Origin of the sequence: Azospirillum soli, assembly GCF_017876165.1 — a bacterium.
GTDB lineage: Bacteria > Pseudomonadota > Alphaproteobacteria > Azospirillales > Azospirillaceae > Azospirillum > Azospirillum soli.
Genome location: NZ_JAGINQ010000012.1, coordinates 97,293 through 119,889, shown reverse-complemented (window position 1 = coordinate 119,889; position 22,597 = coordinate 97,293). Strand labels below are relative to the sequence as shown.

26 protein-coding genes are annotated in these 22,597 nt (G+C 67.1%); 7 read left to right on the top strand and 19 right to left on the bottom strand.

The annotated features are described in order from the left end of the window. Positions 1-2: 2 nt before the first annotated feature. The gene (locus J2852_RS19005; protein ID WP_209878417.1) at positions 3-377 is read right to left on the bottom strand and encodes a PepSY domain-containing protein; all 375 of its coding nucleotides are present in this window, start codon (positions 375-377) and stop codon (positions 3-5) included. 142 nt (positions 378-519) lie between these two features. On the opposite strand from J2852_RS19005, the gene J2852_RS19000 reads away from it, so the two are divergent. Genes J2852_RS19000 through J2852_RS18985 form a run of 4 tightly spaced genes read left to right on the top strand, consistent with a single transcriptional unit; the run spans position 520 to position 2,021 of the window. Continuing rightward, entirely contained in the window at positions 520-675 is a 156-nt protein-coding gene (locus J2852_RS19000; protein WP_209878415.1) for a hypothetical protein, read from the top strand. Then, positions 662-1,147, top strand: coding sequence for a hypothetical protein (locus J2852_RS18995; RefSeq protein ID WP_209878413.1), 486 nt, complete (start codon positions 662-664; stop codon positions 1,145-1,147). The genes J2852_RS19000 and J2852_RS18995 overlap by 14 nt, the downstream gene beginning before the upstream one ends. Next, complete coding sequence (locus J2852_RS18990) at positions 1,144-1,575, top strand: DUF1924 domain-containing protein (protein WP_246499831.1); 432 nt, start codon at positions 1,144-1,146, stop codon at positions 1,573-1,575. Before J2852_RS18995 ends, J2852_RS18990 begins: the two co-directional genes overlap by 4 nt. Positions 1,576-1,589: 14 nt before the next feature. Next, complete coding sequence (locus J2852_RS18985; RefSeq protein ID WP_209878411.1) at positions 1,590-2,021, top strand: diheme cytochrome c; 432 nt, start codon at positions 1,590-1,592, stop codon at positions 2,019-2,021. Between the two features lie 135 nt (positions 2,022-2,156). Here the strand turns inward: J2852_RS18985 and J2852_RS18980 are convergent, their stop codons facing one another. Next, positions 2,157-2,792, bottom strand: a complete 636-nt coding sequence (locus J2852_RS18980) for a C39 family peptidase (protein ID WP_209878409.1) — start codon at positions 2,790-2,792, stop codon at positions 2,157-2,159. Positions 2,793-2,948: 156 nt separating this feature from the next. On the opposite strand from J2852_RS18980, the gene mazG reads away from it, so the two are divergent. Beyond that, the gene (mazG, locus tag J2852_RS18975; RefSeq protein ID WP_209878407.1) at positions 2,949-3,758 is read left to right on the top strand and encodes a nucleoside triphosphate pyrophosphohydrolase; all 810 of its coding nucleotides are present in this window, start codon (positions 2,949-2,951) and stop codon (positions 3,756-3,758) included. Here mazG and J2852_RS18970 read toward each other — a convergent pair. The 14 genes from J2852_RS18970 to J2852_RS18905 form a co-directional block, all read right to left on the bottom strand. Continuing rightward, a complete protein-coding gene (locus J2852_RS18970; protein WP_209878405.1) occupies positions 3,755-4,567 on the bottom strand; it encodes an inositol monophosphatase family protein in 813 nt (270 codons plus the stop codon). The genes mazG and J2852_RS18970 overlap by 4 nt on opposite strands. Next, positions 4,564-5,085 carry a hypothetical protein gene (locus tag J2852_RS18965; RefSeq protein ID WP_209878403.1) on the bottom strand — a complete coding sequence of 174 codons (522 nt, stop codon included), beginning with the start codon at positions 5,083-5,085 and terminating at the stop codon, positions 4,564-4,566. Before J2852_RS18965 ends, J2852_RS18970 begins: the two co-directional genes overlap by 4 nt. 124 nt (positions 5,086-5,209) lie before the next feature. Further along, the gene (locus tag J2852_RS18960) at positions 5,210-5,494 is read right to left on the bottom strand and encodes a hypothetical protein (protein ID WP_209878401.1); all 285 of its coding nucleotides are present in this window, start codon (positions 5,492-5,494) and stop codon (positions 5,210-5,212) included. A gap of 167 nt (positions 5,495-5,661) precedes the next feature. Then, a complete protein-coding gene (gene hflX / locus J2852_RS18955) occupies positions 5,662-6,921 on the bottom strand; it encodes a GTPase HflX (RefSeq protein ID WP_209878399.1) in 1,260 nt (419 codons plus the stop codon). Positions 6,922-6,973: 52 nt separating this feature from the next. Continuing rightward, on the bottom strand, positions 6,974-7,222 hold the full coding sequence (gene hfq / locus J2852_RS18950) for an RNA chaperone Hfq (protein ID WP_012974114.1): 249 nt from the start codon (positions 7,220-7,222) through the stop codon (positions 6,974-6,976). A 63-nt stretch (positions 7,223-7,285) separates the two neighbouring features. Further along, positions 7,286-8,020 carry an HAD family hydrolase gene (locus J2852_RS18945; RefSeq protein ID WP_209878396.1) on the bottom strand — a complete coding sequence of 245 codons (735 nt, stop codon included), beginning with the start codon at positions 8,018-8,020 and terminating at the stop codon, positions 7,286-7,288. Next, on the bottom strand, positions 8,017-8,901 hold the full coding sequence (locus J2852_RS18940; RefSeq protein WP_209878394.1) for a D-amino-acid transaminase: 885 nt from the start codon (positions 8,899-8,901) through the stop codon (positions 8,017-8,019). Before J2852_RS18940 ends, J2852_RS18945 begins: the two co-directional genes overlap by 4 nt. A 37-nt stretch (positions 8,902-8,938) precedes the next feature. Then, on the bottom strand, positions 8,939-10,315 hold the full coding sequence (gene trkA / locus J2852_RS18935; RefSeq protein WP_209878392.1) for a Trk system potassium transporter TrkA: 1,377 nt from the start codon (positions 10,313-10,315) through the stop codon (positions 8,939-8,941). 127 nt (positions 10,316-10,442) lie between these two features. Next, the gene (gene ntrX / locus J2852_RS18930; protein WP_209878390.1) at positions 10,443-11,843 is read right to left on the bottom strand and encodes a nitrogen assimilation response regulator NtrX; all 1,401 of its coding nucleotides are present in this window, start codon (positions 11,841-11,843) and stop codon (positions 10,443-10,445) included. Continuing rightward, a complete protein-coding gene (locus J2852_RS18925; protein ID WP_209878389.1) occupies positions 11,833-14,145 on the bottom strand; it encodes a sensor histidine kinase NtrY-like in 2,313 nt (770 codons plus the stop codon). Before J2852_RS18925 ends, ntrX begins: the two co-directional genes overlap by 11 nt. A gap of 165 nt (positions 14,146-14,310) precedes the next feature. Further along, the gene (ntrC, locus tag J2852_RS18920; RefSeq protein ID WP_209878387.1) at positions 14,311-15,756 is read right to left on the bottom strand and encodes a nitrogen regulation protein NR(I); all 1,446 of its coding nucleotides are present in this window, start codon (positions 15,754-15,756) and stop codon (positions 14,311-14,313) included. Next, positions 15,753-16,910 carry a two-component system sensor histidine kinase NtrB gene (locus J2852_RS18915; RefSeq protein ID WP_246499853.1) on the bottom strand — a complete coding sequence of 386 codons (1,158 nt, stop codon included), beginning with the start codon at positions 16,908-16,910 and terminating at the stop codon, positions 15,753-15,755. The genes ntrC and J2852_RS18915 overlap by 4 nt, the downstream gene beginning before the upstream one ends. 26 nt (positions 16,911-16,936) lie before the next feature. Next, positions 16,937-17,923: a tRNA dihydrouridine synthase DusB gene (gene dusB / locus J2852_RS18910; RefSeq protein ID WP_209878384.1), complete on the bottom strand. Its 987-nt coding sequence runs from the start codon at positions 17,921-17,923 to the stop codon at positions 16,937-16,939. Positions 17,924-18,047: 124 nt separating this feature from the next. Continuing rightward, positions 18,048-18,863, bottom strand: coding sequence for a cytochrome C assembly family protein (locus tag J2852_RS18905; protein WP_209878382.1), 816 nt, complete (start codon positions 18,861-18,863; stop codon positions 18,048-18,050). A gap of 114 nt (positions 18,864-18,977) precedes the next feature. On the opposite strand from J2852_RS18905, the gene J2852_RS18900 reads away from it, so the two are divergent. Then, a complete protein-coding gene (locus J2852_RS18900) occupies positions 18,978-20,144 on the top strand; it encodes a bifunctional 2-C-methyl-D-erythritol 4-phosphate cytidylyltransferase/2-C-methyl-D-erythritol 2,4-cyclodiphosphate synthase (RefSeq protein WP_209878380.1) in 1,167 nt (388 codons plus the stop codon). Positions 20,145-20,175: 31 nt separating this feature from the next. Continuing rightward, positions 20,176-20,679 (top strand): CinA family protein, encoded by a 504-nt coding sequence (locus J2852_RS18895; RefSeq protein ID WP_209878379.1) that lies wholly within the window; start codon positions 20,176-20,178, stop codon positions 20,677-20,679. Positions 20,680-20,721: 42 nt separating this feature from the next. Here the strand turns inward: J2852_RS18895 and J2852_RS18890 are convergent, their stop codons facing one another. The 3 genes from J2852_RS18890 to J2852_RS18880 are packed head-to-tail and all read right to left on the bottom strand — an operon-like array spanning position 20,722 to position 22,574. Next, positions 20,722-21,189, bottom strand: a complete 468-nt coding sequence (locus tag J2852_RS18890) for a type II toxin-antitoxin system RatA family toxin (protein WP_209878378.1) — start codon at positions 21,187-21,189, stop codon at positions 20,722-20,724. A 28-nt stretch (positions 21,190-21,217) separates the two neighbouring features. After that, complete coding sequence (gene lipA, locus J2852_RS18885) at positions 21,218-22,174, bottom strand: lipoyl synthase (RefSeq protein WP_209878376.1); 957 nt, start codon at positions 22,172-22,174, stop codon at positions 21,218-21,220. Between the two features lie 58 nt (positions 22,175-22,232). Continuing rightward, positions 22,233-22,574 (bottom strand): DUF29 family protein, encoded by a 342-nt coding sequence (locus tag J2852_RS18880; RefSeq protein WP_209878587.1) that lies wholly within the window; start codon positions 22,572-22,574, stop codon positions 22,233-22,235. Positions 22,575-22,597: the final 23 nt, after the last annotated feature.

Genomic DNA, 22,597 nt, shown 5'->3' with positions numbered 1-22,597 from the left:
CATCACCTCCGGTCCGAATGGCGGCCATGGCCATGGTTGCCATGGTTGCCGCGCCCCTTGACCTTCAGCAGTTCGCCGGTCGCGGCATCGTATTTCAGCTTCAGGATGCGCCCGTCGGCGGTGATCGTCTTGATCTCATAGACGATGCCGTCGTCTTCCTCGTCCAGTTCCACGTCCAGGATGTCGCCGGGAAAGTCCGCGCCGGCCTTCGCGACGATGGTTTCGAGCGGCAGGACGCGCCCCTCACGCAGCGCCTCGCGCGCGCGGTCGTGGTCATCGTCGGCCCGCGCGGCCTCGGCCCCCAGAAGTCCGGCTCCTAAAAGCCCAGCCCCCAAAAACAGAGCCCCCAACAGCGGTGCAAGGCGAAGATTCGGCATGGCGGTTTGAACGGTTTCCGGGATCGGCGCCATTGGACGCCCCCACAGATGAACGGAGCCTGAACGCACGGCTCAGCCCCCGTTCAGGTTCCAAGGTGCAGTCTTCGCCCGAACGCACCGAATGACAAGAGGAGGCTGCGGAATGATCCGCCGGATGCTCATCCACACCATCGTCGCCTCGATGCTGATCGGGGCGGCGGCGCTGTCCTGGCAGGCCGCCGTGAAAGGGCAGGGGATCGCCGGAACCGTCGCCTCCCTGACTTCCGACCATGGAGCTTCCGACCATGACGATGACTGAGCGGAGCCTGCCCGCCATGCCGCCGCGGAAGCCCACCGCCGCCGAAATGACGGTTCTTCTGTTCTTTCACGCCGCCCTGTCCGGTGCCTTCATCATCGCCCAAATGACCGGCGACGAGGATACCTATGTCCTGCATCAGGTCGCCGGCTACACGGCTCTGGCCGCCATCGCCGTGCGCGTCGTGGCCGGGCTGCTGGCGCCGACGGGAAGTCCGCTGCGCCTTCCGCGCCCGACTTGGTCGCTGGGAAACCAGCGGCGCAACCCGGTTTACGCCTGGATGGCCGCCATTCTGCTGGTGGTCATCGGCGCCTCCGCCGTCACCGGCGCCATCAGCGACGTCGTGGTCGCCGTCGAACATCTGCACGAAGCCATCAGCGAGTTCTCGCTGCCCATCGTCATCGGTCACGTGGCTCTGGTTCTGCTGCTCCAGGCCTTGAAGCACGGGTCCAAACCGGAGATCCGCGCGCTATGATTCCCATGATCCGTTCCGTCGCCCTCGGCCTTGTGGCCGGCCTCGGCATCGGGACCGCCCTTGCCGCGTCGAACGCCAGCCGCGACGGAATTCTCACCGGATATGCCGCCCAGGCCCGCGCCGAAAATCCGTCCTTTGCCGGTTTCTCAGCGGATCGCGGGCGCGCGCTCTACCTCGGCCCGCACACCGGCGGGAAGCCCGAAACGAACGCTTGCGCCGCCTGTCACACGGCCGATCCCAAGAGGGAAGGGCGCCACGCCATCACCGGGCGCGCGATCAAGCCCATGGCCGTCTCGGTCAATCCAGCGCGCTTCACCGACGACGCCGACGTTGAAAAGCGCTTCTCCCGCGACTGCCCGAACGTGTTGGGCCGAGCCTGCACGGCTCAGGAAAAGGGCGATTTCATCACCTTCCTCGCCGGACAATGAAAGGACCGACGCTCATGCGCTTGCCCGCCGTCACCCTCGCCATCCTGGCGGCCATCACGACCACCGCTGCGTTCGCCAACGAGATGGAACGCGTCACACCCATCGCCCACGCGGCAACGCAGAAGGAATGCGGTGAATGCCACATGGCCTTTCAGCCGCAGTTGCTTCCGGCGGCAAGCTGGGGCCGCATCATGGACGACCTCGCAACCCATTTCGGCGACAACGCCAGCCTGGACCCACAGGCCGTGGTGGACATCCGCGCCTATCTGACGTCCAACGCCGGCCGCCTCGGCGACGGGCGCCTCACGCGGATCACCGAACAGCGCTGGTGGACACGTGAACACGATTTCCGCGCACACATCTGGTCACGGCCGGACGTTCGCTCCAAATCCAACTGCACCGCTTGCCACCGCGACGCCGACAAGGGTCTGTACGAGGATAACTGATACCTGCGCAATCGACAGGGCCACGACCCAAGCCCCGGCTGTGTCGACAGCCATCCCGACAACCGCCCTACTTCACCCACGCATTCTATTTTCCATAATACATCTTATGCGAATTTTATTGCTCCTCCCGGAGGATCAGTCGATAGGCACTGCAATGGACGGATCGTACCGCCCCGGACTCGGCCCCTCCACCACGATGCCGACATGCTCCAGCCGGTTGCCCTTGGCGTCGTAATCGTGCCAGCGGAACGGCATCACGTCGCGGCGGATGGCGCCGATGCCGAAGATCGCCGGATCCTCGAAATAGAACGCCATGTCGTCGTAGCCCAGTGCGACCAGCCAGTGGCCGTTCTCCTTGCGCCGAGCCCAGTCGGTGATCGACCGCGTGCCGCCGCCCTCGATCCAGGCCTGCACGGCGACAATCACGGGAAAGCCCTTGCTGATCTGATCGCGCAACTGCTGTTCGGTCATCTTGCTCATGACCGTCGCCTTCAGCCCGTACTCGTTGGCGACGCGTACGATCTGGCGGAAATCGTTGGGCGAGCTGCCGCGCTCGGTCAGGCGCTGGCGCAGCACGTCCTGCCGCCCGTCCAGCCCGTAATAGGCGAAGACCGCCTGCAATGCGGCGATGCCGGCCCCGTCCTCGCCCACTTGGCGCACGTCCGGCATGCGCAGGAACTTCTGCGCGGCGCCCATGGCCGGGGCCGCGCCAAGCGCAAGCAGGGACAGCGCCATCGCGGCGCCGCGCAGGAAGGTCCGGAGGCGCAGCATGAACCCTACAGCTCGCAAGGCCCTACATTTCGTAAGGATCGGCGGGAGGAATGCCATACCCGTAGAGGCTGTGCAAGGGGCCGCCCTTCCCTGCGCCGCCCGGCTCGGTTAAGGTCCCCTGCCCGTTTCCCGAACTCCATCCCGGAAAAAGAGCTTATGGCCCGCAACATCGACCGCCTTATCGACGTGATGGCCCGCCTGCGCGATCCCAACGGCGGCTGCCCCTGGGACCTCGAACAGACCTACAAGACCATCGCCCCGCACACGATCGAGGAGGCGTACGAGGTCGCCGACGCCATCGAAAAGAACGACAGGACGGCCCTGCGCGAGGAGTTGGGCGACCTGCTCTTTCAGGTCGTCTACTACAGCCAGATGGCCCGCGAGGAAGGGCTGTTCGATTTCGATGAGGTGGCTGGCGTCATCGCCGACAAGATGATCCGCCGCCATCCGCACGTCTTCGGCGCCGACGAGGTGAAGACAGCCGATCACCAGACTTCCCGCTGGGAGGAGCACAAGGCCGCCGAGCGCGCCGCCAAGGCCGCCGAGGAAGGCCGCGCACCCTCCGCCCTGGAAGGCGTCATCGCCGGCCTGCCCGCCCTGACCCGCGCGCTGAAGCTCCAGAACCGCGCCGCCCGCGTCGGCTTTGACTGGACCGATGCCCGCGACATCCTCGACAAGATCGAGGAGGAGGTGCGCGAACTCCGCCATGAGATGGACAGCGGCGCTGCGCAGGAGCGGGTGGCCGACGAAATGGGCGACCTGCTGTTCGCCCTGGTCAACCTCTCCCGTCGCCTGAAGGTGGAGCCGGAATCGGCCCTGCGCGGCACCAACGCGAAATTCGAGCGGCGCTTCCACCGCATCGAAGCCCTGCTGGCTGAACAGGGCCGCAAGCCGGAGGACGCCACCCTCGATGAGATGGAAGCCCTCTGGCAACAGGCCAAGCGCGAGGAGCGCGGAGAAGCCTAACCGAACAGATGCGTATGCAGCGCCTGCCAGCTTTCGCGGTCGGGCGCCAGCATCACGCCGCCACCGAGCGCTGTCGGACGATAGGGCTCGCCGTTGAACAGAGCGCTGTAGCCGCCGGCCTCGGCGTGCAGCAGGACGCCCGCCGCGTGATCCCAGGGCATCAGGCGGTGATACAGGGAGAAATGCGCGCGGCCGTCCAGCAGGCGCAGATACTCCTGCGCCGCGCTGGACAGGCACACGCGCGGGCCGAGCGTCTTGCCGCGCTCGTCCAACTGACGGCCAAGCGCCTTCTCGCAAAAGCGCGTGGACAGCGCGCCGGTCATCTCGGGCAGCGGTGCGGCCGGCGCGACGTGGACGCGCTTGCCGTTCAGATAGGCGCCCTGCCCCTTCACCGCCGTCGCCATCCGGCCGTCGCAGGGATCGTAAATCCAGCCGGCCAGGGTCTCGCCCTTGGCCGCGAGCGCGACGATCACCGCGAACAGGGGCTTGCCGTTGGCGAAATTGATGGTGCCGTCCACCGGGTCGATGATCCACACCGGCGCGTCGCCATGCACGCGGTCCAGCAGCGACGTGTCGTTGGACACCGCCTCCTCACCCACCACCGTGCTGCCGGGCAGAAGCTCCATCAGACGCGGGGTCAGCGCGCGCTCGCCCACCTCGTCGGCCAGCGTCACGAGGTCGCCGGGACCGGTCTTCTCGCGCACGCCGGCGTTGGCAAGGTCGCGGAAATAGGGAAGGATCTCGGTCTCGGCCACCTCGCGGATGATGGCGGAAACGCGGTCAACGTCGGGGATTTGGAAGCTCGTCACTTTTTCGGTGCCGTCTGGTTCGGTTTCGGGTCGAGTTGCAGCGTCGTGCTTCCGTCCTTGGGCGGCTCCGGCATCAGGATGTTCTTGTCCACCCCGGTTTCCTTCAGCGCCTTGACCAGCGCCTCGTAGGTCGCCTGATCGGCCTGCGGATTCGGGGGCGGCGGCGTCCCGGTCAGCGGTCCGCCGACCGCCGGCTGGCGCGGCTCGTTCGGATCGGGCGGAGACGGGGTCTGCCGCGCCTCCTTCTTCTCCTCCTCGGGCGGTGGCGGAGGCGGCTGCCACAGGCGGAAGCAATCCGTAAAGGTGGACTCCTTGCACTCCTTCAGCAAGGTGTGCGGGTCCGGCGCCGTCACCACGGGCCCAAGCGGCGCCAGCGGGAATTCCTCCGGCACGGGCGGCAGCGGATCTTCCGGCGGGTTCTCCACCTCCTCGACATAGCCCGGCGGCAAGGCGGGCTCGGCGGCCAAGGCGGTGCCGGCCAGCAGGAGGAGGGGGAGAAGGGCGGTCAGGAAGCGCACAGGACCACGGCGGGAGATTTGTGGGGCGAGAAAACTTGGCGAGGCAGTGCGCATTATGGCGCCCTGCCCGCCCCGCCGCCACGGACAAATGTCCGTGCCCTCTCTTGTCGTTCGGAAGCGATCTTCAGGAATGCGGCCGACCGTCGTTGGTCGCGGCGTGGAGAACCCATGCGGCCATCTCGGAACGCAGGGCGGCGATCTTGCTGCTCTCCGCCGGGTTGGTTTCCCGCCGCCAGGCGTCGCTGATGATTTCCAGCAGGCGGGCACGGCCGACCGGGTCGCGCGACAACTCTTGGATGCGCAGCACCGCGGCCCCCGGCGAGAGTTGCTCCTCCCGCGCCACCAGGGTCACCTGATCGGCCAGGAAAGCGGTGATCGAAAAGCGAGACGGGTCCGTCTGCAATCGCATTGGCAGTCCTCCCTTCGGGAACGCCATTCCTTGCGAATGACATTGCCCCCGTCCAGAAGTCGGGAGCGATTACGGAAAAGACTACCTCGCTTTCCGCATAAGCCTGGAGAGGGATCGGGCGCGGCACGTCGTCGCGTGGACGAACGATTCCCGCCGCGCCCAAATCTTCAGCCTTGCGCGAAACGCTTCTCGTACCGCGCGAGGTCGGCCGGGTCGATGGCAACGTGCAGGTGGGCCTGCTCCTCGTCGTCGCGGCGGTCCAGAACCTCGCCCTTGGCATAGAGCCAGGCCAGGGCCGCACCATCGTCCAGCTTCACCGACAGATCGACCACCTGCCGGTGCGCGTTCATGCGCTGGTCGAGCAGGAGGTCGAGGTCGTCGATGCCACCCCCGGTCAGGGCGGACACCGCCACGGCGCGCGGATTGCGACTGGTCTGTGCCAGCACCGCGTCCCGCGACTCCCCGTCCAGTGCGTCGATCTTGTTCAGCACTTCGATCACCCGCTCGTCCTCGTCCGGGTCGATGCCCATGTCGCGCATCACCTCATGCACGTCGGCCTTCTGGGCGTCGGTGTCGATGTGCGATATGTCCCGGACGTGCAGGATGATGTCGGCGGCGTCCACCTCCTCCAGCGTGGCGCGGAAGGCGGCGACGAGGCCGTGCGGCAGATCGGAGATGAAGCCCACCGTGTCGGACAGGATCACCTTGCGGCCGGACGGCAGCGTCACCTGACGCATGGTCGGGTCCAGCGTGGCGAACAGCAAATCCTTGGCGAACACGTCGGCGTTGGCCAGCCGGTTGAACAGCGTGGACTTGCCGGCGTTGGTGTAGCCGACCAGCGCCACCACCGGGTACGGCACCTTGGCGCGCGCCTTGCGGTGAAGGCCGCGGGTGCGGCGGACCTCGTCCAGCTCCTTCTTGATCTTGATGATGCGGTCGCCGATCAGGCGGCGGTCGATCTCAAGCTGCGATTCGCCGGGGCCGCCCAGGAAGCCGAAGCCGCCACGCTGGCGTTCCAGGTGGGTCCAGGACCGCACCAGCCGCGACTTCTGGTAGGTCAGCGCCGCCAGTTCGACCTGGAGCATGCCTTCGCGCGTGCGGGCGCGTGCGCCGAAGATCTCCAGGATCAGACCGGTGCGGTCGATGACCTTCGCCTTCAGCCCCTTTTCCAGGTTGCGCTGCTGAACGGGCGACAGGGCATGGTCCATGATGACAAGGGAAGCCTCCGCTTCCTCGACGATCTGGGCGAGGTGCTCCACCGTGCCGGATCCCAGCAGCGTCGAAGGCTGCGGGCGGTTCACCCGCACGCATTCGGCGTGCACGACATCCAGTTCAATGGCGAGCGCAAGGCCCACCGCCTCGTCGAGGCAGGATTCAGGAGGACGCAAAGCCCCGTCCGTCTCATTGCGGAGGACGGGGTGGACCACGATGGCCCGGCCGGAGGCGTTGGGCGCCCGGCCGTCGCCATTGGTCGAAGGATCAGACGCTTTCACCTTCCTTGGGCGGCTCGAAAAGTTGAATCGGGTGCGCAGGCATCACGGTGGAGATTGCATGCTTGTAGACCAGCTGCGAATGCGCATCGCGCCGCAGCAGGACGGAAAAGTTGTCGAACCAGGTGATGATCCCCTGAAGTTTAACGCCGTTCACAAGAAAAACGGTCACGGGAGTCTTGTTCTTACGGACGTGGTTGAGAAACACGTCCTGCACATTTTGGCTTTTTTCAGACATTTATGTCGCCCCCTTCTTCAGTGTTCTTGGGGCTCCTAACCTGGAGCCCACGTCCCCGCAGCGTTAAGGTCTGGTGTGCGTTGCAACCGACTCGCCCCCTGCCCGAACCGATATGGTATCACCACTGCTTCCCACCAAGCCACACAGCGCATGGCAAGTGTCATAGTGGTGAGTCGGTGGGAATTGGCCGAAACCACTCCCCTCGCCGGACCCTATTAGCACCGGGACCATCCCCGCGCCATGGGCACATTCCATATCGACATCGGCGTCGCCGACAAACCAGACGTCCGGCCCCGGCTCGATCCCCGCCGGCTCCAGCGCCATCCGAACCGGGGCGGCGTGCGGCTTGTCGAACTCGGCGTCCTGGGCGCCGACCAGACGGCCGAAATAGCCGGTCCAGCCCAGCTTGTCGGCCTCGGCGCGCAGAAAGCGGCCGGTCTTGTTCGACACCACCGCCTGATAAATCCCGCGCTCTGCGAAGGCCCGCAACAACGTCTCCGCACCCGGCAGGGGGCGAAGATGCTCCAGGTGATGTTCGGCGAAATAGCCGTGGAAGACATCGCGCGCCTCGGTCCAGCGCTCGCCGAACAGCCGGGGGAAGCTGTCGCGCATGGACTGCTTGATTCGCTCGCGCGCCTCGGATTCGGTCCAGGGGGCGTGGCCGAAGGTCACCAGCGCGTGGTTCAGCGCAGCGCGCACGGTGCCCCAGTTGTCCACCAGCGTGTTGTCCCAGTCGTACAGGACCGCCTTGGGCAGGACCGCCTTGGGCAGCGGGATGTCTGACAGGAGCTTGGTCATGCCGGCGTCTCCGCCATGGAGCCGGTGCCATGGCCCGCCACATAATCCAGATAGGCCTGCCGAAGCGCCATCGTGACCGGCCCCGGCTTTCCGTCGCCGACCGGCTTTCCGTCGATGCGCGTCACCGGCATGGCGAAGGTTCCAGCCGAGGACAGGAACGCCTCGCGCGCCGCCAACGCCTCCGCCACCGTGAAGGACCGTTCCTCCACCGGCAGTCCGCGCGCCGCGGCCAGCCGCAGCAGCGACAGGCGCGTGATTCCGTTTAGGATTCGGTTCGACGGCGGCCGGGTGACCACCCGCCCCTCCCCCGTCACGATCCAGGCGTTCGACGAGCTTCCCTCCGTCACCAGCCCATCGGCATCGATCATCCAGGCTTCGTATGCCCCGGACTCGGCCGCCTGCTGCTTGGCGAGCACCGGGGCCAGCAGCCCGACCGTCTTGATGTCGCAACGCCCCCAGCGGATGTCTGGCACGGTGATGACCGAAACGCCCTTCTCCAACTGCTCCGGCTTGGCGAAGGCCGTGACACGTTTGGCTGTCAGGACCAGGGTCGGCTTGGCGTCCGCCGGGAACTTGAAGTCGCGCGGCGCGACACCCCGCGTCACCTGGATGTAGACCGATCCGTTCATGATCCCGTTCCGGCGCACCAATTCCCGCGCGATCATTTCCAAGGTCCGCGGGGAAACGGGCCAGGGCATCCGCAGTTCCGTCAGGCTGCGCCCGAGCCGTTCCATGTGGCCGTCCATGTCCGCGAAGCGTCCGTCGAGGAGGCTGACCACCTCGTAGACGCCGTCGGCGAACTGAAAGCCGCGGTCTTCCACGTGCACCGCCGCCTGCCGGTGCGGCAGGTAGCGGCCGTTGACGTATGCCCATCGAGCCATGATGATTTGTTCGCAGTCCAAACTATAAGGGTAGCGATCAGAAAAATTCAAGACGAACCGCGAACATCTTCTCCACCTTCTTCACTTGTCCGACGGTGGCGAGAATGATGACGCGGTCCTTCGGCCGGATGACCGTGTTGGGGCGCGGGATGATCACGTCGTCGCCGCGCACGATGGCGCCGACGATCACGCCGGACGGCAGATTGATGTCCTTCAGCGGCGTGTTGACAACGGCGGAGGTTTCCAGCGCCTCCGCCTCGATCACCTCGGCGAAGCCCTCGCGCAGGCTGTGCACGGCGCGGATGCGGCCGCGCCGGACGTGCTGGAGGATGTTCGACACCGTGATGGCGCGCGGGCTGACGATGGCGTCGATGCCCAGCGGCGTGACCAGCGCCGAATAGGACGTCTTGTTGATCAGCGTGATGACGCGCCGCGCGCCGTTGCGCTTGGCGAGCAGCGAGGACAGGATATTGCCCTCGTCGTCGTTGGTGACGGCGACCACCGTCTCCGTCGCGCGGACGTTGGCTTCCTCCAGGATTTCGGGGTCGAGGCCGTCGCCGTGCAGCACCATCGTGCGCGACAGGCGTTGCGCCACATACTGCGCGCGGGTGCGGTTCACCTCGATGATGCGGGCGGCGACGTGGGAGTAGTTGGCCTCCAGCTCCTCCGCCAGACAAAGGCCGATGTTGCCGCCGCCCAGGATGATGATGCGCCGCGCCTCCACCTCCTCGTGCCCGAAGGCCGCCATGCTGCGGCTCAGGTGCCGGTTGTCGCAGACGAAATAGACCTCGTCGCCGGGCAGCATCTGGTCGTCGCCCGTGGGGATGATCGATTTGTCGTTGCGGATGATCGCCACGACCTCCAGCCCCAGGTCCGGGAACAGGCCGGTCAGCTGGCGCAGCGGCGTGTGCAGGACCGGGCAGGTCTCGGTGCACAGCACGCCCACCACGCGCACCTTGCCGTCGGCCAGCGGGATCATGTCGAAGGCGCCCGGAACCTGGAGCCGGCGGGCGATGGCCCGCGCCACCGCGATTTCCGGCGAGATGATGACGTCAATCGGCAGGTGGTCGCGGCTGAACAGGTTGGCCCAGATCGGCTTCAGATAGCTCTGGTTGCGCACGCGCGCGATCTTAGTGGGCACGTTGAACAGCGCGTGCGCCACCTCGCAGGCGACCATGTTGATCTCGTCGATCTGGGTGACCGCGATGATCATGTCGCTTTCGCCAGCCCCGGCCGCTTCCAGCACGTCGGGGTGCGACGCGTGGCCGACCAGTGCCTGGACATCCAGGGTGTCGCTGATGCGCTGGATCAGCTCGGCCGACTGGTCAATCACGGTGACGTGATTGCCTTCGGATGCCAGATAACGCGCGATGTTCGAGCCGACCTGCCCGGCCCCACAGACAATGACCTTCACGGCCCCTTCACCCTTCCCCCGCCCGTTTTCCGGGCATTCAAGCCGGGGAGGTTACCATCAAGCGGGCGAGGCACCAAGGCCGCCCGTTCTTCCCTCCCCCGAAGAAGGGGGAGGGAAGAACGCCGCATCACTCCACGAACAGCTTGCCCTTCTCGCTGCCGTGCACGCCGAGCGACTTCAGCTTGCGGTGCAGGGCGGAGCGTTCCATGCCCACGAAAGCGGCGGTCCGGGATATGTTGCCGCCGAAGCGCGTGACCTGGGCCAGCAGATACTCGCGCTCGAACACCTCGCGGGCTTCGCGGAGCGGCAGGCCCATGATCTCGCCGCCCTTGTCCCACTTCAGCACGGTCGGCGTGATGGCGCCGATCTCCGGGGGAAGCTGGTCGGCGCGGATCGGCTCCTTGGGGTCGCCCTGGGCCATGATCAGCAGCCAGTCCACCACGTTGCGCAGCTGGCGCACGTTGCCCGGCCAGTCGTAAGCCTGAAGCGCCGCCATGGCGTCCTCGCCGAACTCGCGCGCCGGCAGGCCGGCGGCTTCCGACGAGCGCTGCATGAAATGGCGGGCCAGCAGCGGAATGTCCTCGCGCCGCTCGGCCAGCGAGGGCACGCGGATCGGCACGACCGACAGGCGGTAGAACAGATCCTGGCGGAACCGCCCCTGCTCGATCTCGGCTTGGAGGTCGCGGTTGGAGGTGGCGATGACGCGCACGTCCACCTCGACCCGATGGCCGCCGCCGACGCGCTCGAACACCTGCTCCTGCAAGGCGCGGACAATCTTGCCTTGGGTTTCCAGCGGCATGTCGGCGACCTCGTCCAGCAGCAGCGTGCCGCCGTGCGCCTGTTCGAAGGTGCCGATCTTGCGGCCCGCGCCATCCACGCCGGCCTCGGTGCCGAACAGTTCCACCTCCAGCCGGTCCGGCCGCATGGTGGCGCAGTTCAGCCCGACGAACGGCCCGCCGTTGCGGCGCGAGCGCGCGTGAATCAGGCGGGCCACCACCTCCTTGCCGGATCCGGCCGGGCCGGTGATCAGCACGCGACTGCCGGTCGGAGCGACCTTCTCGATGCTCTGCCGCACCTGATTGATGGCGGCGGAGCGGCCGATCAGCTCCACGTCGCCGCCGGCGCGCAGTTTCAGCTCTTCATTCTCGCGCTTCAGCCGGGCGGCCTCGATGGCGCGGTCCACCATCAGCAGCAGCCGGTCGGCCTTGAACGGCTTCTCGATGAAGTCGTAGGCGCCGATCTTGATGGCCGACACGGCGGTTTCGATGTTGCCGTGTCCGGAAATCATGATGACCGGCAGATTCGCGTGGTCGCGCATCAGCTGTTCCAGGATCTGCAGGCCGTCCAGACGGCTGCCCTGGAGCCAGATGTCGAGCACGACGAGGCTCGGCCGCCGCGCGGCCACCTGCGCGAACGCCTGATCGGCGTCGGCGGCCTCGCGCGTCTTCATGCCCTCGTCGTTCAGGATGCCCGCAATGAGCATCCGGATATCCGCTTCGTCATCGACGATCAGAATGTCATGCGCCATGGGCTGCTTGCCTCTTCTCTCCACCGGTCTCCGCCGGCGTGTCGCTGCCGCCTCGGGCGTCGCCCTCGGCCACGGAACTGTTCGGAATCACCAGACCAACGCGTGCCCCGCCGCCTTCGCGGTCCTCCAGGGTCAGCACGCCGCCATGGTCCTCCATGATCTTCTTGACGATGGCGAGGCCCAGGCCGGTGCCCTTGGCCCGCGTCGTCACATAGGGTTCGGTCAGCCGGTCCCGCTCTTCGGTGGGCAGGCCCTTGCCGTTGTCCTCGACGGTCAGCGCCACGCGCTCCTCGTCCGCCTTCACCCGAATCGCCACCGCGCCCGGCGGCAGTTCCGACCCGTCCGCCGGTGCCGGCCGCCCCTCTATGGCGTCAGCGGCGTTCTGAAGCAGGTTGGTCAGCGCCTGGCTGATCTGCCGGCTATCGCAGGGCAAGGTCAGCGGGCCGGGGGGGAGCTCCATCTCGAACTTGATCCGGCCGGCGTGCGCGCTCGATTGCAGGAACACCGCCTGCCGGACGAGGTCGTTGATGTTGCAGGGCTTCATCACCGGCTGGGGCATGCGCGCGAAGGCCGAGAATTCGTCCACCATGCGCCGGATGTCGTCCACCTGCCGCACGATGGTGTCCGTGCACATGGTGAAGACCTCGGTGTCGGAGGTGATCTCCTTCAGGTACTTGCGGCGCAATCGTTCCGCCGACAGCTGGATCGGCGTCAGCGGATTCTTGATCTCATGCGCGATGCGGCGCGCCACGTCGGCCCAGGCGGCCTTGCGCTGCGCGGACACCAACTCCGTGATGTCGTCGAAGGTCACGACGTAGCCGCGCACTTCCCCGGCGCTCGACCGCCCCTCGGCGGTGATGCGCACCAGCAGGGTCAGCGGCACGCCGCCCGGACGGCGGATCTGGATCTGGTCCTGCACCACGCGGCCCGGCCGCTTCGGCGCGTTCTCCAGCAGGTCGCCCATTTCCGGCGACAGTTCGGCCAGCTTTCGCCCGATCAGCGTTTCCGGATCCTCGACGCCCAGCAGCCGCGCCGCCGACAAGTTCGGCAGGTTGATACGCCCTTCCGCGTCCAGGCCGAACACGCCGGCCGACACGCCGGCCAGCACCGTTTCAGTGAAGCGGCGGCGCTCGTCCATCAGGCGGTTGGCCGAGAGCAGCTCGTGGCGCTGGCTTTCGATCTCCGTCGTCATGCGGTTGAAGGCGCGCGACAGCAGGCCAAGCTCGTCCTCACCCGGCGGTTCGGTGACGCGCACCGTCAGGTCGCCGGCGCGCACGCGCTCCGCCGCGCCGATCAGGGCGCTGATCGGCCGCGCCAGCTTGGTCGCGAAGATCAGCCCCGCCCACACGGCGGCCAGCAGCAGCAGCAGTGCCACCACCAGGAAGATCAGCGTGAAGGTGATCTGAAGGCTGCCGCGCTGGCTTTCCAGGGCGGCGTACTCCTGCACCGCCCCCTGCGCCGAGGCCATGTGGGAGAGAACGCGTGGCTCCACCATGCGGCCGACGTACAGGTACGTGTCGGCGTAGCGGTCGAGCCGGACCAGCGCGCGCACGCGGTCGTCGTTCTCACTGATGATCAGCACCACCTCGCCCCGGCGCGCCATCAGCAGCTTGTCTTCCGGGATCGGATCGAATTCCAGCGTGAAGGTGTAGCCGGACCGCGCCAGGATGGAACCGGTCGTGCCGTTGAAGACGATGGCTTCCGATAGGGCGCGCAGCATGGCCTGGGTGGCGACCACCTGTTCGAACCGCTCGGGGTCGCTGGACAGCCGCGCCGCCTCCTGGTTCAGGTCGTTCGCCATGGCGAGCGCGTCGGCGCGGATGTTCTGCTGGTGCTCGTGCAGGTATGCGCTGGCGACGGCCAGGGACTCGTTCACCGCCGTGCGCACCCGGTCGCTGAACCAGGACTGGACGCCGACGTAGAAGAACACCGTCGCGAAGGCGGCCATGATGATGGCCGGCGCCACCGCCAGAAGGCTGAACACCAGCACCAGCCGCACGTGCAACTGCGATCCGGCGAGGCCGCGGCGGCGCCCGATCCAGATGGTGACGATGCGCCGCGCAATCAGCACGCCGAGCAGCAGCAGCAGCGCAAGGTCGAGCGTCAGCAGCAGGGTGACCGTACGCGGGTTCGCCTCGCCGAACGGCGCGCTTTCGGTCAGCGCCGTGTAGGTGGCGAACCCCGCCGCCAGGGCGGCCAGGGACAGCGCGGTCGCCAGCCGCTTGGTCAACCCGACGCGGGCCGACCAGCGGAGGAACTGCTGCCAACGGGCCGTGGCGTTTTCAGGTGGTGTAGGCGACATGAATCCGGCAACCGGTATTGTTGCCAGAAAGATACACCAGCTGTTGCCGGGCTGCCAAGCGGTAAGCCCCCCCGCCTTTCGGACAGTCCCATCAAGCCGGCTTTCGGCCTAGGCGACGGGCTCCCGTGTCACAAAAAAGGCACGCTGACGGTGTGGTTCACGACCTCATTTGAGGCCGCGAACCACCTGGATGTCCAGATCCCGGATCTTCTTGCGCAGCGTATTGCGGTTGAGGCCGAGCAGTTGCGCCGCCTTGATCTGATTGCCTCGCGTCGCCGACAGGCTGAGCGCGATCAGCGGCCGTTCGACCTCCCGCAGGACACGGTCATACAGGCCGTTGGACGGCATGCCGTCCTGATGCGCGGCGAAATAGTCCCTCAGGTGTCGCTCGACGGCGGAGGACAGGCCCTCGCCCTGCGGCTCCTCCACTGGCTGGGCGGCCGGCGCGGCGTCCGCCAGCTCCGCCTCGATCACGTCGAGGCTGATGACTTCCTGCGAGTACAGGGCGGCCAGACGGCGGACGAGGTTTTCCAGCTCGCGCACGTTGCCGGGCCAGCGGTACCGCTTCAGCCGGTCCATGCCCGGTTGGTCGATGCTCTTGACCGGCAGCCCCTGCGCCGCGCAGAGGTTCAGGAAATGGCGCACCAGCAGCGGCACGTCTTCCGTACGCTCGCGCAGCGGCGGCAGGCGGATCGGCACGACGCACAGGCGATAGAACAGATCCTCGCGGAACAGGCCCTGGCGGATCAGCGTGCGCAGGTCCCGGTGGGTTGCGGCGACGATGCGTACGTCCGTCTTGATGGGCGTACGCCCGCCGACGGTGGTGTACTCACCCTCCTGCAGCACGCGCAGCAGGCGCGTCTGCGCCTCCAGCGGCATGTCACCGATTTCGTCCAGGAACAGGGTGCCACCCTGCGCCTGCTCGAACCGGCCAGTAGAGCGGTTGGTAGCCCCCGTGAAGGCGCCCTTTTCGTGGCCAAACAGCTCGGACTCGATCAGCTCGCGCGGGATCGCCGCCATGTTGATGGCGACGAAGGGACCGTTGCGGCGCTTGCCGTAATCGTGCAGCGCGCGGGCGACCAGCTCCTTGCCGGTGCCGGACTCGCCGGTGATGGTCACGGTCAGGTCGGTGCCCATCAAACGGGCAAGGACCCGGTAGATCTCCTGCATCGCCGGGGAGCGGCCGATCAGCGGCAGCTGTTCGTCCCCCTCGCCCGCGTCCGACGGCAGCGCGGCCGGCGGGGTGTTGGAGTTCAGCGCCCGCTCGACGACCGACACCAACTCCTTCAGGTCGAAGGGCTTGGGCAGGTATTCGAACGCGCCGCGCTCGGCCGCCTTCACGGCGGTGATCAGCGTGTTCTGCGCGCTCATCACGATGACGCGCAGGTCGGGGCGGATCTTCTTGATGCGCGGGATCAGGTCCAGGCCATTCTCGTCCGGCATCACCACGTCGGTGATGACCAGATCGCCCTGCCCGTCCGCCACCCAGCGCCACAGCGTGGACGCATTGCCGGTGGTGCGCACGTCGTGACCGAGGCGCGCGAGCGCCTGCGTCAGGACGGTGCGGATCGCGCGGTCGTCATCCGCGACGAGGATCGTGGCCGCACTCATCCGCGGGCACCTCGAACGCCTTTTGCCGGAGCGGGATCGCTGGTGTTCTGCGATTCATCGTACATGGGCAGCGAGACCTTGAAGACGGTGCGGCGCGGCTGGCTGTCAAACTCGATGACGCCGCCGTGGTCGCCAATGATTTTCGCCACCAATGCAAGTCCGAGGCCAGTTCCGTTCACCTTCGTGGTGACGAAGGGATCGAACAGGTTCGACCGCAAGTCTTCGGGAATGCCGTCGCCATTGTCCTGCACGGATACGAGCAACGGCAGATGCAGCCGCGTGTCGCCGCCCGCCAAGGCCATGCGCACGCCGTGCTGATACGATGTGCTGAGCACGATCTCACCGCCCGGTTCGGGGGCAGCCTCTGCCGCATTTTTAATCAGGTTCAGGAAAATCTGGATAAGCTGGTCGCGGTTCCCGTAGACCGGCGGCAGCGACGGATCATACCGCTCGACGAAGCGGATGTTCCGGGCGAAGCCGCTCTGCGCCACCTTACGCACATGCTCCAGCACCGTGTGGATGTTCACCGCGCCCCGCTCCAGCGGGCGTTCGTCGGAGAAAACCTCCATCCGGTTGACCAGCGCGACGATGCGGTCGGCCTCATCGCAGATCAGGCGGGTCAGCACCCGGTCCTGCTCGTCGCAGTTCTCTTCCAGCAGCTGCGCGGCGCCACGGATGCCCGACAGCGGGTTCTTCACCTCGTGCGCCAGCATCGCCGCCATGGCGGTGACCGAGCGGGCTGCATGCCGATGCGTCAGCGAGTTGTCGATTTTTCGGGCAATCGAGCGTTCGTTGATCGTCACCAACACATGGTCGGACGGCTCGCCCATGGCCGTCACCCGGACGGTGACCTGATGCGGGCCGATGCGCGGCGTGTCGATGGTGACGCCTTCCTGCGACACGCGCAGGCTGCCGCGCAGCACCTGCTCGATCAGCCCCATCACCGGACTGTCAGGCGGCAACAGATCGACGAGCGGCGTGCCTTCCATCATGGCGGCGGACAGATCGAAGAACTGCTGCGCCTCCAAATTCACGTAACGGATCTCGCCCGATCCATCGACGACCAGAACCGGGTCGGGCAGCGCGCTCAGCACCGCCGACGGGTCGATGCCGCTGGAACGAAAGGAGGGCTGGCGGGAAGCGCGGCGTTGCATCGTGGTGGCGGCGGAAGAGCGGGCCATCAGGCGGCCATCCTTTCGATTGCCGGGGCGTAGAAATCACGGATGAAGCGGCGCACCGCGTCGGGGTCGGACATGCGGTTCACCTCCTGGCGAAACTCAGCGGAATTCCGCAAGCCGTTGGAATACCAGGAGATGTGCTTGCGGGCGACGCGCAGGCCGCCCTCGATCCCGTAATGGGACAGCATGGCGTCGTAATGCTCCAGCAGCGTGTCCAGCTGCTCGCGCAAAGGCGGATCCGGCAGCCGCTCGCCGGTGCGCAGGTAATGCATAACCTGACCGGGGAACCAGGGGCGCCCATAGCTGCCGCGCCCGATCATCACGCCGTCGGCGCCGGACTCCGCAAGCGCGCGGTCCACGGCGTCGAAGCTGTCGATGTCGCCGTTCACGACCACGGGAATGCTCACCGCGTCCTTCACCTTGCGCACGAAGGCCCAGTCGGCGGTGCCGTTGTAGAACATGTTGCGGGTGCGGCCGTGCACGGTGACCAGCTTGATCCCGCTCTGCTCCGCGATGCGGGCGAGCGTCGGCGCGTTCAGGCAGTCGAAATCCCAGCCCATGCGCATCTTCAGCGTCACCGGGATCGACACCGCCGTGGCGGTCGCCTCCAGGATCCGGCCGGCCAGAACCTCGTCGCGCATCAGGGACGAGCCGGCGTTGCCGTTGACCACCTTCTTCACCGGGCAGCCGAAGTTCAGGTCCACGATGGCGGCACCACGATCCTCGTTCAGCTTGGCGGCCTCGGCCATCACCTCCGGCTCGCAGCCGGCGAGCTGGACCGACATGGGAAATTCTTCCGGTTCCGTCTGCACCATGCGCAGGGTTTGCCGGTTCTCCCGGATCATCGCCTGACTGGCGATCATCTCGGACACGACGAGGCCGCATCCGGACTTCTTGACGAGACGGCGGAACGGCAGATCGCTCACCCCGGACATGGGGGCGAGAATCACCGGACCAGCAAGCGTGATGGAGCCGATCTGAATGGCCATGTTCACCTGCCCACTCAGCGGGCACATTAGCAATGTGATGAGAATTTGTGCAGGCTAGCACACCGATTCGGCATGGTGCAAGTGCGTAGCCGTTGTGCAACCGGGTGACTGCCCTGCGCTGCCGTCAGCCCAGAAGAACGTCCGTGACGAACTTCACGCCAGGATAGGCAAGGGTCAGCAGCAGATAGGCGATCAGCACCACGCGCGCCGCCTTGCGCCCGCGCATGCCGATCCGCGCGTGCGCCAGCAGAAGCCCGCCGATCACCACGAAGGACGCGAGCGACAGCAGCGTCTTGTGATCGGGGCGCAGGAACACGCCCTGCTCGTAATAGAGCACGGCCATGCCGGTGGCGAGTCCGACGCCCAGCACCGCCTCCGACGCGCCCAGCAGCCCGACCTGCAACCGGTCGCTCTCCGCGACCGGCGGCAGGAATCGGGTCAGCGGCGTCGGCCGCTTGGTCTTCAGCGCGCGTTCCTGAAGGAAGGAGGCCAGCGACGCCACGGCGCCCAGCGTCAGCAACGCGTAGGTGATCACGGAAATGCCAATGTGCAGGTCAATCCAGATGACCGGCGCGCCGCCGCGCAGCACCGGAGCGGGCGCCTGCTGGGCCAGCGTGGCGAAGGTTCCGACCAGCAGCAGATAGGGCAGCAACAGAGGCGACAGCCGCCATGCCGAGCGGGTGGCGAGGCTGAGCCCCGTGAAGATCAGCATGCAGGCCGTGATGGTCACCCACAGCGCCGTGGACAATCCGGTGTGCCACCGCCCGGCGATCTGGGTCAGCGACCACAGCGCCGGCCCGATAGAAGCCAGCAGCAGGGCGCCCCAGAAAAAGAGCGAACGCCCCTCGCCCCCCTGCCCCGCGATATGGCGGTAAGGATAGATCGAGGCCGGCAGCAGCGCGATCAACGCCGTCAGGCTGTAAACGAAGTTCTGCGACATGCCCTATGCTTTCAGGCCCTGGCGCTCTTGGCTGAAGCGTGACGACAGGCTAGGCTCCGCCGCGCGTCCGTCAAGCGCCGAACACATATAGCCCAATCTGTGCGGATCCGTCCCATGCCTTCCTGCATCGCGCTGATCGTCGCCGCCGGCAGCGGCCAGCGTTTCGGCGCCGAGCGCCCCAAGCAGTATCTCGACCTCGCCGGCCAGCCCGTCCTGCGCCGCACGGTGGAGGCCTTTCTGCGCCATCCCCAAGTCACCGGCGTGCATGTGGTGATCAACCCGGCCTTCCGCGACCTTTATGACGGTGCCGTCGCCGGACTCGGCCTGCCGGAACCGGTCGCCGGCGGCGCCACCCGTCAGGAGTCCGTCCGCAACGGGCTGGAGCGCCTCGCCGAGTCGGCGCCGGACCTCGTCCTGATCCACGACGCTGCCCGCCCGCTGGTCGCCGCCGACACCATCGGCGCAGTGATCGGCGCCCTTGACCGCCACCCCGCCGCCATCGCCGCCATTCCGGTCGCCGACACGCTGAAGCGGGGCCATGACGGCCTGATCGCCGACACTGTGGACCGCGCCGGCCTGTGGCGCGCCCAGACCCCGCAGGGCTTCCGCTTCCCCGACATCCTGGCCGCCCACCGCGCGGCATCCGGCCTCAACCTGACCGACGACGCCGCCGTGGCCGAGCGCGCCGGCCTGCCCGTCGCGCTGGTGCCCGCCAAGGAGGAGAATTTCAAGGTGACCACGCCCGACGACCTCACCCGCGCCGCCCGCGTCCTCGATTCCGCCCTGTCGGACATCCGCACCGGCATGGGCTTCGATGTGCACCGCTTCACCGACGGCGACTCCGACGGAGATCACGTCACGCTCTGCGGCGTGCGCGTGCCCCACACGCAGACGCTCGAAGGCCATTCCGACGCCGATGTCGGCCTGCACGCCCTGACCGACGCCATCCTCGGCGCGCTCTGCGTCGGCGACATCGGCAGCCACTTCCCGCCCTCCGACCCGCAGTGGCGCGGCGCCGACAGCGCGCTGTTCCTGCGCCACGCCGCCGATCTGGTCCGCGAGCGCGGCGGGCGCATCGCCCATGTGGACGTGACCCTCATCTGCGAACGCCCGAAGGTCGGCCCGCACCGCGAGGCCATGACCGCCCGGATCGCCGAGATCCTGAGCATGGACGCCGCCCGCGTCAGCGTGAAGGCGACGACGACCGAGCGCCTCGGCTTCACCGGCCGTGGCGAGGGCATCGCCGCGCAAGCGGTGGCGACCGTCCGCCTGCCGGGCTAAACTCGCGCGAAACGCTTTCGATGGAGACCGCATGTTTCCCGAGCACATCCGCCAGCTCGCCGCCAGCCTGATCGCCGAATACGAACAGACCGGCTACATGGTGGCGTCGGCCGAGTCCTGCACGGGTGGCCTGATCGCCGGCGCGCTGACCGACATCGCCGGCTCCTCCACGGTGGTCGAGCGCGGCTTCGTCACCTATTCGAACGTCGCCAAGTCGGAGATGCTGGGCGTCCCGCCCAGCCTGATCCACGCGCACGGCGCCGTCAGCGCCGAAGTCGCCGTGGCGATGGCGGTGGGCGCGCTGGCGAAATCGAAAGCGGACGTGACGGTGGCGGTCACCGGCGTGGCGGGGCCGGGCGGCGGCTCCCCCGAAAAGCCGGTCGGCCGCGTCTACATCGCCACGGCGGTGCGGCGTGGTGCCGCCAAGCACAAGGAATACACCTTCCCCGGCGACCGTGAAGCCGTGCGCCTCGCCACGGTCCAGGCCGCCCTGGAACGCCTGATAGCCGCCCGCCCGGACGGAAGCATGCGGTAGCCTTAGCCCCCAGGGGAGCAAGGCGGGGAAAAGGTCTCGATCCTAGGCCGTGCGGGCTGCGGCCGGGCGCACCGCTCCATTCCCGTACAACTGCTCGGCGCGCGCCTCGAAGGCATGCACCATGCGGCGCACGGCCTCGTTGAACAGCACGCCCATGATCTTCTGCAGCATCTTCGAGCGGAACTCGAAATCCACGTAGAAGTCCACGCAGACGCCCCGCTCGTGCGGCGTGAAGATCCAGTGGTTGTTCAGGTACTGGAATGGTCCCTCGGTGTACTGGACGTCGATGCGCCGGCCGGCTTCATCCAGTTCCACGCGCGAGGTGAAGCGCTCCCGCACCATCTTGAAGCCAATGACGAGGTCCGCGAACATCACGTTGCCCTCGCGGCGGCGGATGCGGGCAGCGAGGCACCAGGGCAGGAACTCCGGGTACTTCTCCACATCGGCGACGAGCCGGTACATCTGTTCCGGCGTGTAGGGAAGGACCTTCTTTTCCGCGTGCGTCGGCATACCCGCTCCGTTTCTCCTCGACCGTGCCTTAGCCCGCCGCAGCGGCAAGCTTGCGGTTGCGGGCCTCGCGCAGCCTCTCGAAATCCGCGCCCGCGTGATAGGACGAGCGGGTCAGCGGCGTCGAGGCCACCATCAGGAAACCCTTGCCGCGGCCAAGTGTTGCGTAGCTCGTGAATTCTTCCGGAGTCACGAACCGGTCGACCGCCGCGTGCTTGGGCGTCGGCTGGAGGTACTGGCCGATCGTCATGAAGTCAACATCGGCGGCGCGCAGGTCGTCCATGACCTGTCCGACCTCCTCCTTCGTCTCGCCCAGGCCGACCATGATGCCGGACTTGGTGAAGATCGACGGATCCAGCTCCTTCACCCGCGCCAGCAGTTGCAGCGAGGTGAAGTAGCGGGCACCTGGACGTATTGTCGGATACAGGCGCGGGGCCGTTTCCAGATTGTGGTTGAACACGTCGGGCTTGGCCTCGACCACCACCTCGACCGCACCCTTCTTTTTCTGGAAGTCGGGGGTCAGGATCTCGATGGTCGTGCTCGGTGCCGCCGCGCGGATGGCGCGGATGGTGCGGGCGAAGTGCTCGGCGCCGCCATCCTCAAGATCGTCACGGTCGACCGAGGTGACCACGACGTGGGACAGCTTCAGCTGCGCCACCGCCTCGGCAACGTTGTCCGGCTCGTGCGGGTCCAGCTTGTCCGGGCGGCCCGTCTCGACGTTGCAGAAGGCGCAGCCGCGCGTGCAGATCGAGCCCAGGATCATGAAGGTGGCGTGCTTGTGCTTCCAGCACTCCCCGATGTTCGGGCAGGCCGCCTCCTCGCAGACGGTGTTGAGCTTCAGGCCCCGCATGAGCTGGCGGGTCTCGTTGTATTCCTGGCTCATCGGCGCCTTCACCCGGATCCAGGCGGGCTTGCGCTGGACGGGGTTGTCGGGCTTGTGGGCCTTTTCGGGATGGCGAAGCTTCTCGGGCTGATCGGCCACGGTCATGATCTTGATAGCTCCGAACGGGCCGCCGAGGCAGCACCGATGCTGAACGGGGACGCGCTCACACGCGCCACTCCGGCGGAAACAGGTTCGCCGGATAGGCCGGATCGAGCGCCTGGTCAAGCGTGAAGGACGGTTCGGTCGGAAATCGGGCGAGGTCCAGTTCGGACTCGTCGGCGGCGTCGGCGCGCGCCTCGGCATAAACCCGCGCCAATTCCTGCACGGTGACAGGACGCAAGCTCGGACTCTGTTTAAGGCGCTTAGACAGCTGCCGGCGCTGTTCGCGGATGGTGAGCCTCCACCCGTGTTCGCACCGCTCGGCGCCGGCACGACGAAGCTCCGCCGCCTGTTCCTGGGTCCAGGCGTGGAAATCCTCGTCGTACGCGGCGTTCAAGCGGTTCATAGCCTTACCGGCAGATGTCACCC

Coding starts and splice junctions, on each gene's coding strand:
- J2852_RS18985 (WP_209878411.1), top strand. CDS start 1,590: ATGCGCTTGCCCGCCGTCACCCTCGCCATCCTGGCGGCCATCACGACC.
- J2852_RS18880 (WP_209878587.1), bottom strand. CDS start 22,574: ATGAACCGCTTGAACGCCGCGTACGACGAGGATTTCCACGCCTGGACC.
- J2852_RS18925 (WP_209878389.1), bottom strand. CDS start 14,145: ATGTCGCCTACACCACCTGAAAACGCCACGGCCCGTTGGCAGCAGTTC.
- J2852_RS18895 (WP_209878379.1), top strand. CDS start 20,176: ATGTTTCCCGAGCACATCCGCCAGCTCGCCGCCAGCCTGATCGCCGAA.
- J2852_RS18890 (WP_209878378.1), bottom strand. CDS start 21,189: ATGCCGACGCACGCGGAAAAGAAGGTCCTTCCCTACACGCCGGAACAG.
- ntrC (WP_209878387.1), bottom strand. CDS start 15,756: ATGAGTGCGGCCACGATCCTCGTCGCGGATGACGACCGCGCGATCCGC.
- mazG (WP_209878407.1), top strand. CDS start 2,949: ATGGCCCGCAACATCGACCGCCTTATCGACGTGATGGCCCGCCTGCGC.
- J2852_RS18980 (WP_209878409.1), bottom strand. CDS start 2,792: ATGCTGCGCCTCCGGACCTTCCTGCGCGGCGCCGCGATGGCGCTGTCC.
- J2852_RS18900 (WP_209878380.1), top strand. CDS start 18,978: ATGCCTTCCTGCATCGCGCTGATCGTCGCCGCCGGCAGCGGCCAGCGT.
- dusB (WP_209878384.1), bottom strand. CDS start 17,923: ATGGCCATTCAGATCGGCTCCATCACGCTTGCTGGTCCGGTGATTCTC.
- hfq (WP_012974114.1), bottom strand. CDS start 7,222: ATGTCTGAAAAAAGCCAAAATGTGCAGGACGTGTTTCTCAACCACGTC.
- J2852_RS19005 (WP_209878417.1), bottom strand. CDS start 377: ATGCCGAATCTTCGCCTTGCACCGCTGTTGGGGGCTCTGTTTTTGGGG.
- J2852_RS18995 (WP_209878413.1), top strand. CDS start 662: ATGACGATGACTGAGCGGAGCCTGCCCGCCATGCCGCCGCGGAAGCCC.
- ntrX (WP_209878390.1), bottom strand. CDS start 11,843: ATGGCGCATGACATTCTGATCGTCGATGACGAAGCGGATATCCGGATG.
- J2852_RS19000 (WP_209878415.1), top strand. CDS start 520: ATGATCCGCCGGATGCTCATCCACACCATCGTCGCCTCGATGCTGATC.
- lipA (WP_209878376.1), bottom strand. CDS start 22,174: ATGACCGTGGCCGATCAGCCCGAGAAGCTTCGCCATCCCGAAAAGGCC.
- J2852_RS18915 (WP_246499853.1), bottom strand. CDS start 16,910: ATGCAACGCCGCGCTTCCCGCCAGCCCTCCTTTCGTTCCAGCGGCATC.
- J2852_RS18945 (WP_209878396.1), bottom strand. CDS start 8,020: ATGACCAAGCTCCTGTCAGACATCCCGCTGCCCAAGGCGGTCCTGCCC.
- J2852_RS18940 (WP_209878394.1), bottom strand. CDS start 8,901: ATGGCTCGATGGGCATACGTCAACGGCCGCTACCTGCCGCACCGGCAG.
- J2852_RS18990 (WP_246499831.1), top strand. CDS start 1,144: ATGATTCCCATGATCCGTTCCGTCGCCCTCGGCCTTGTGGCCGGCCTC.
- J2852_RS18905 (WP_209878382.1), bottom strand. CDS start 18,863: ATGTCGCAGAACTTCGTTTACAGCCTGACGGCGTTGATCGCGCTGCTG.
- J2852_RS18960 (WP_209878401.1), bottom strand. CDS start 5,494: ATGCGATTGCAGACGGACCCGTCTCGCTTTTCGATCACCGCTTTCCTG.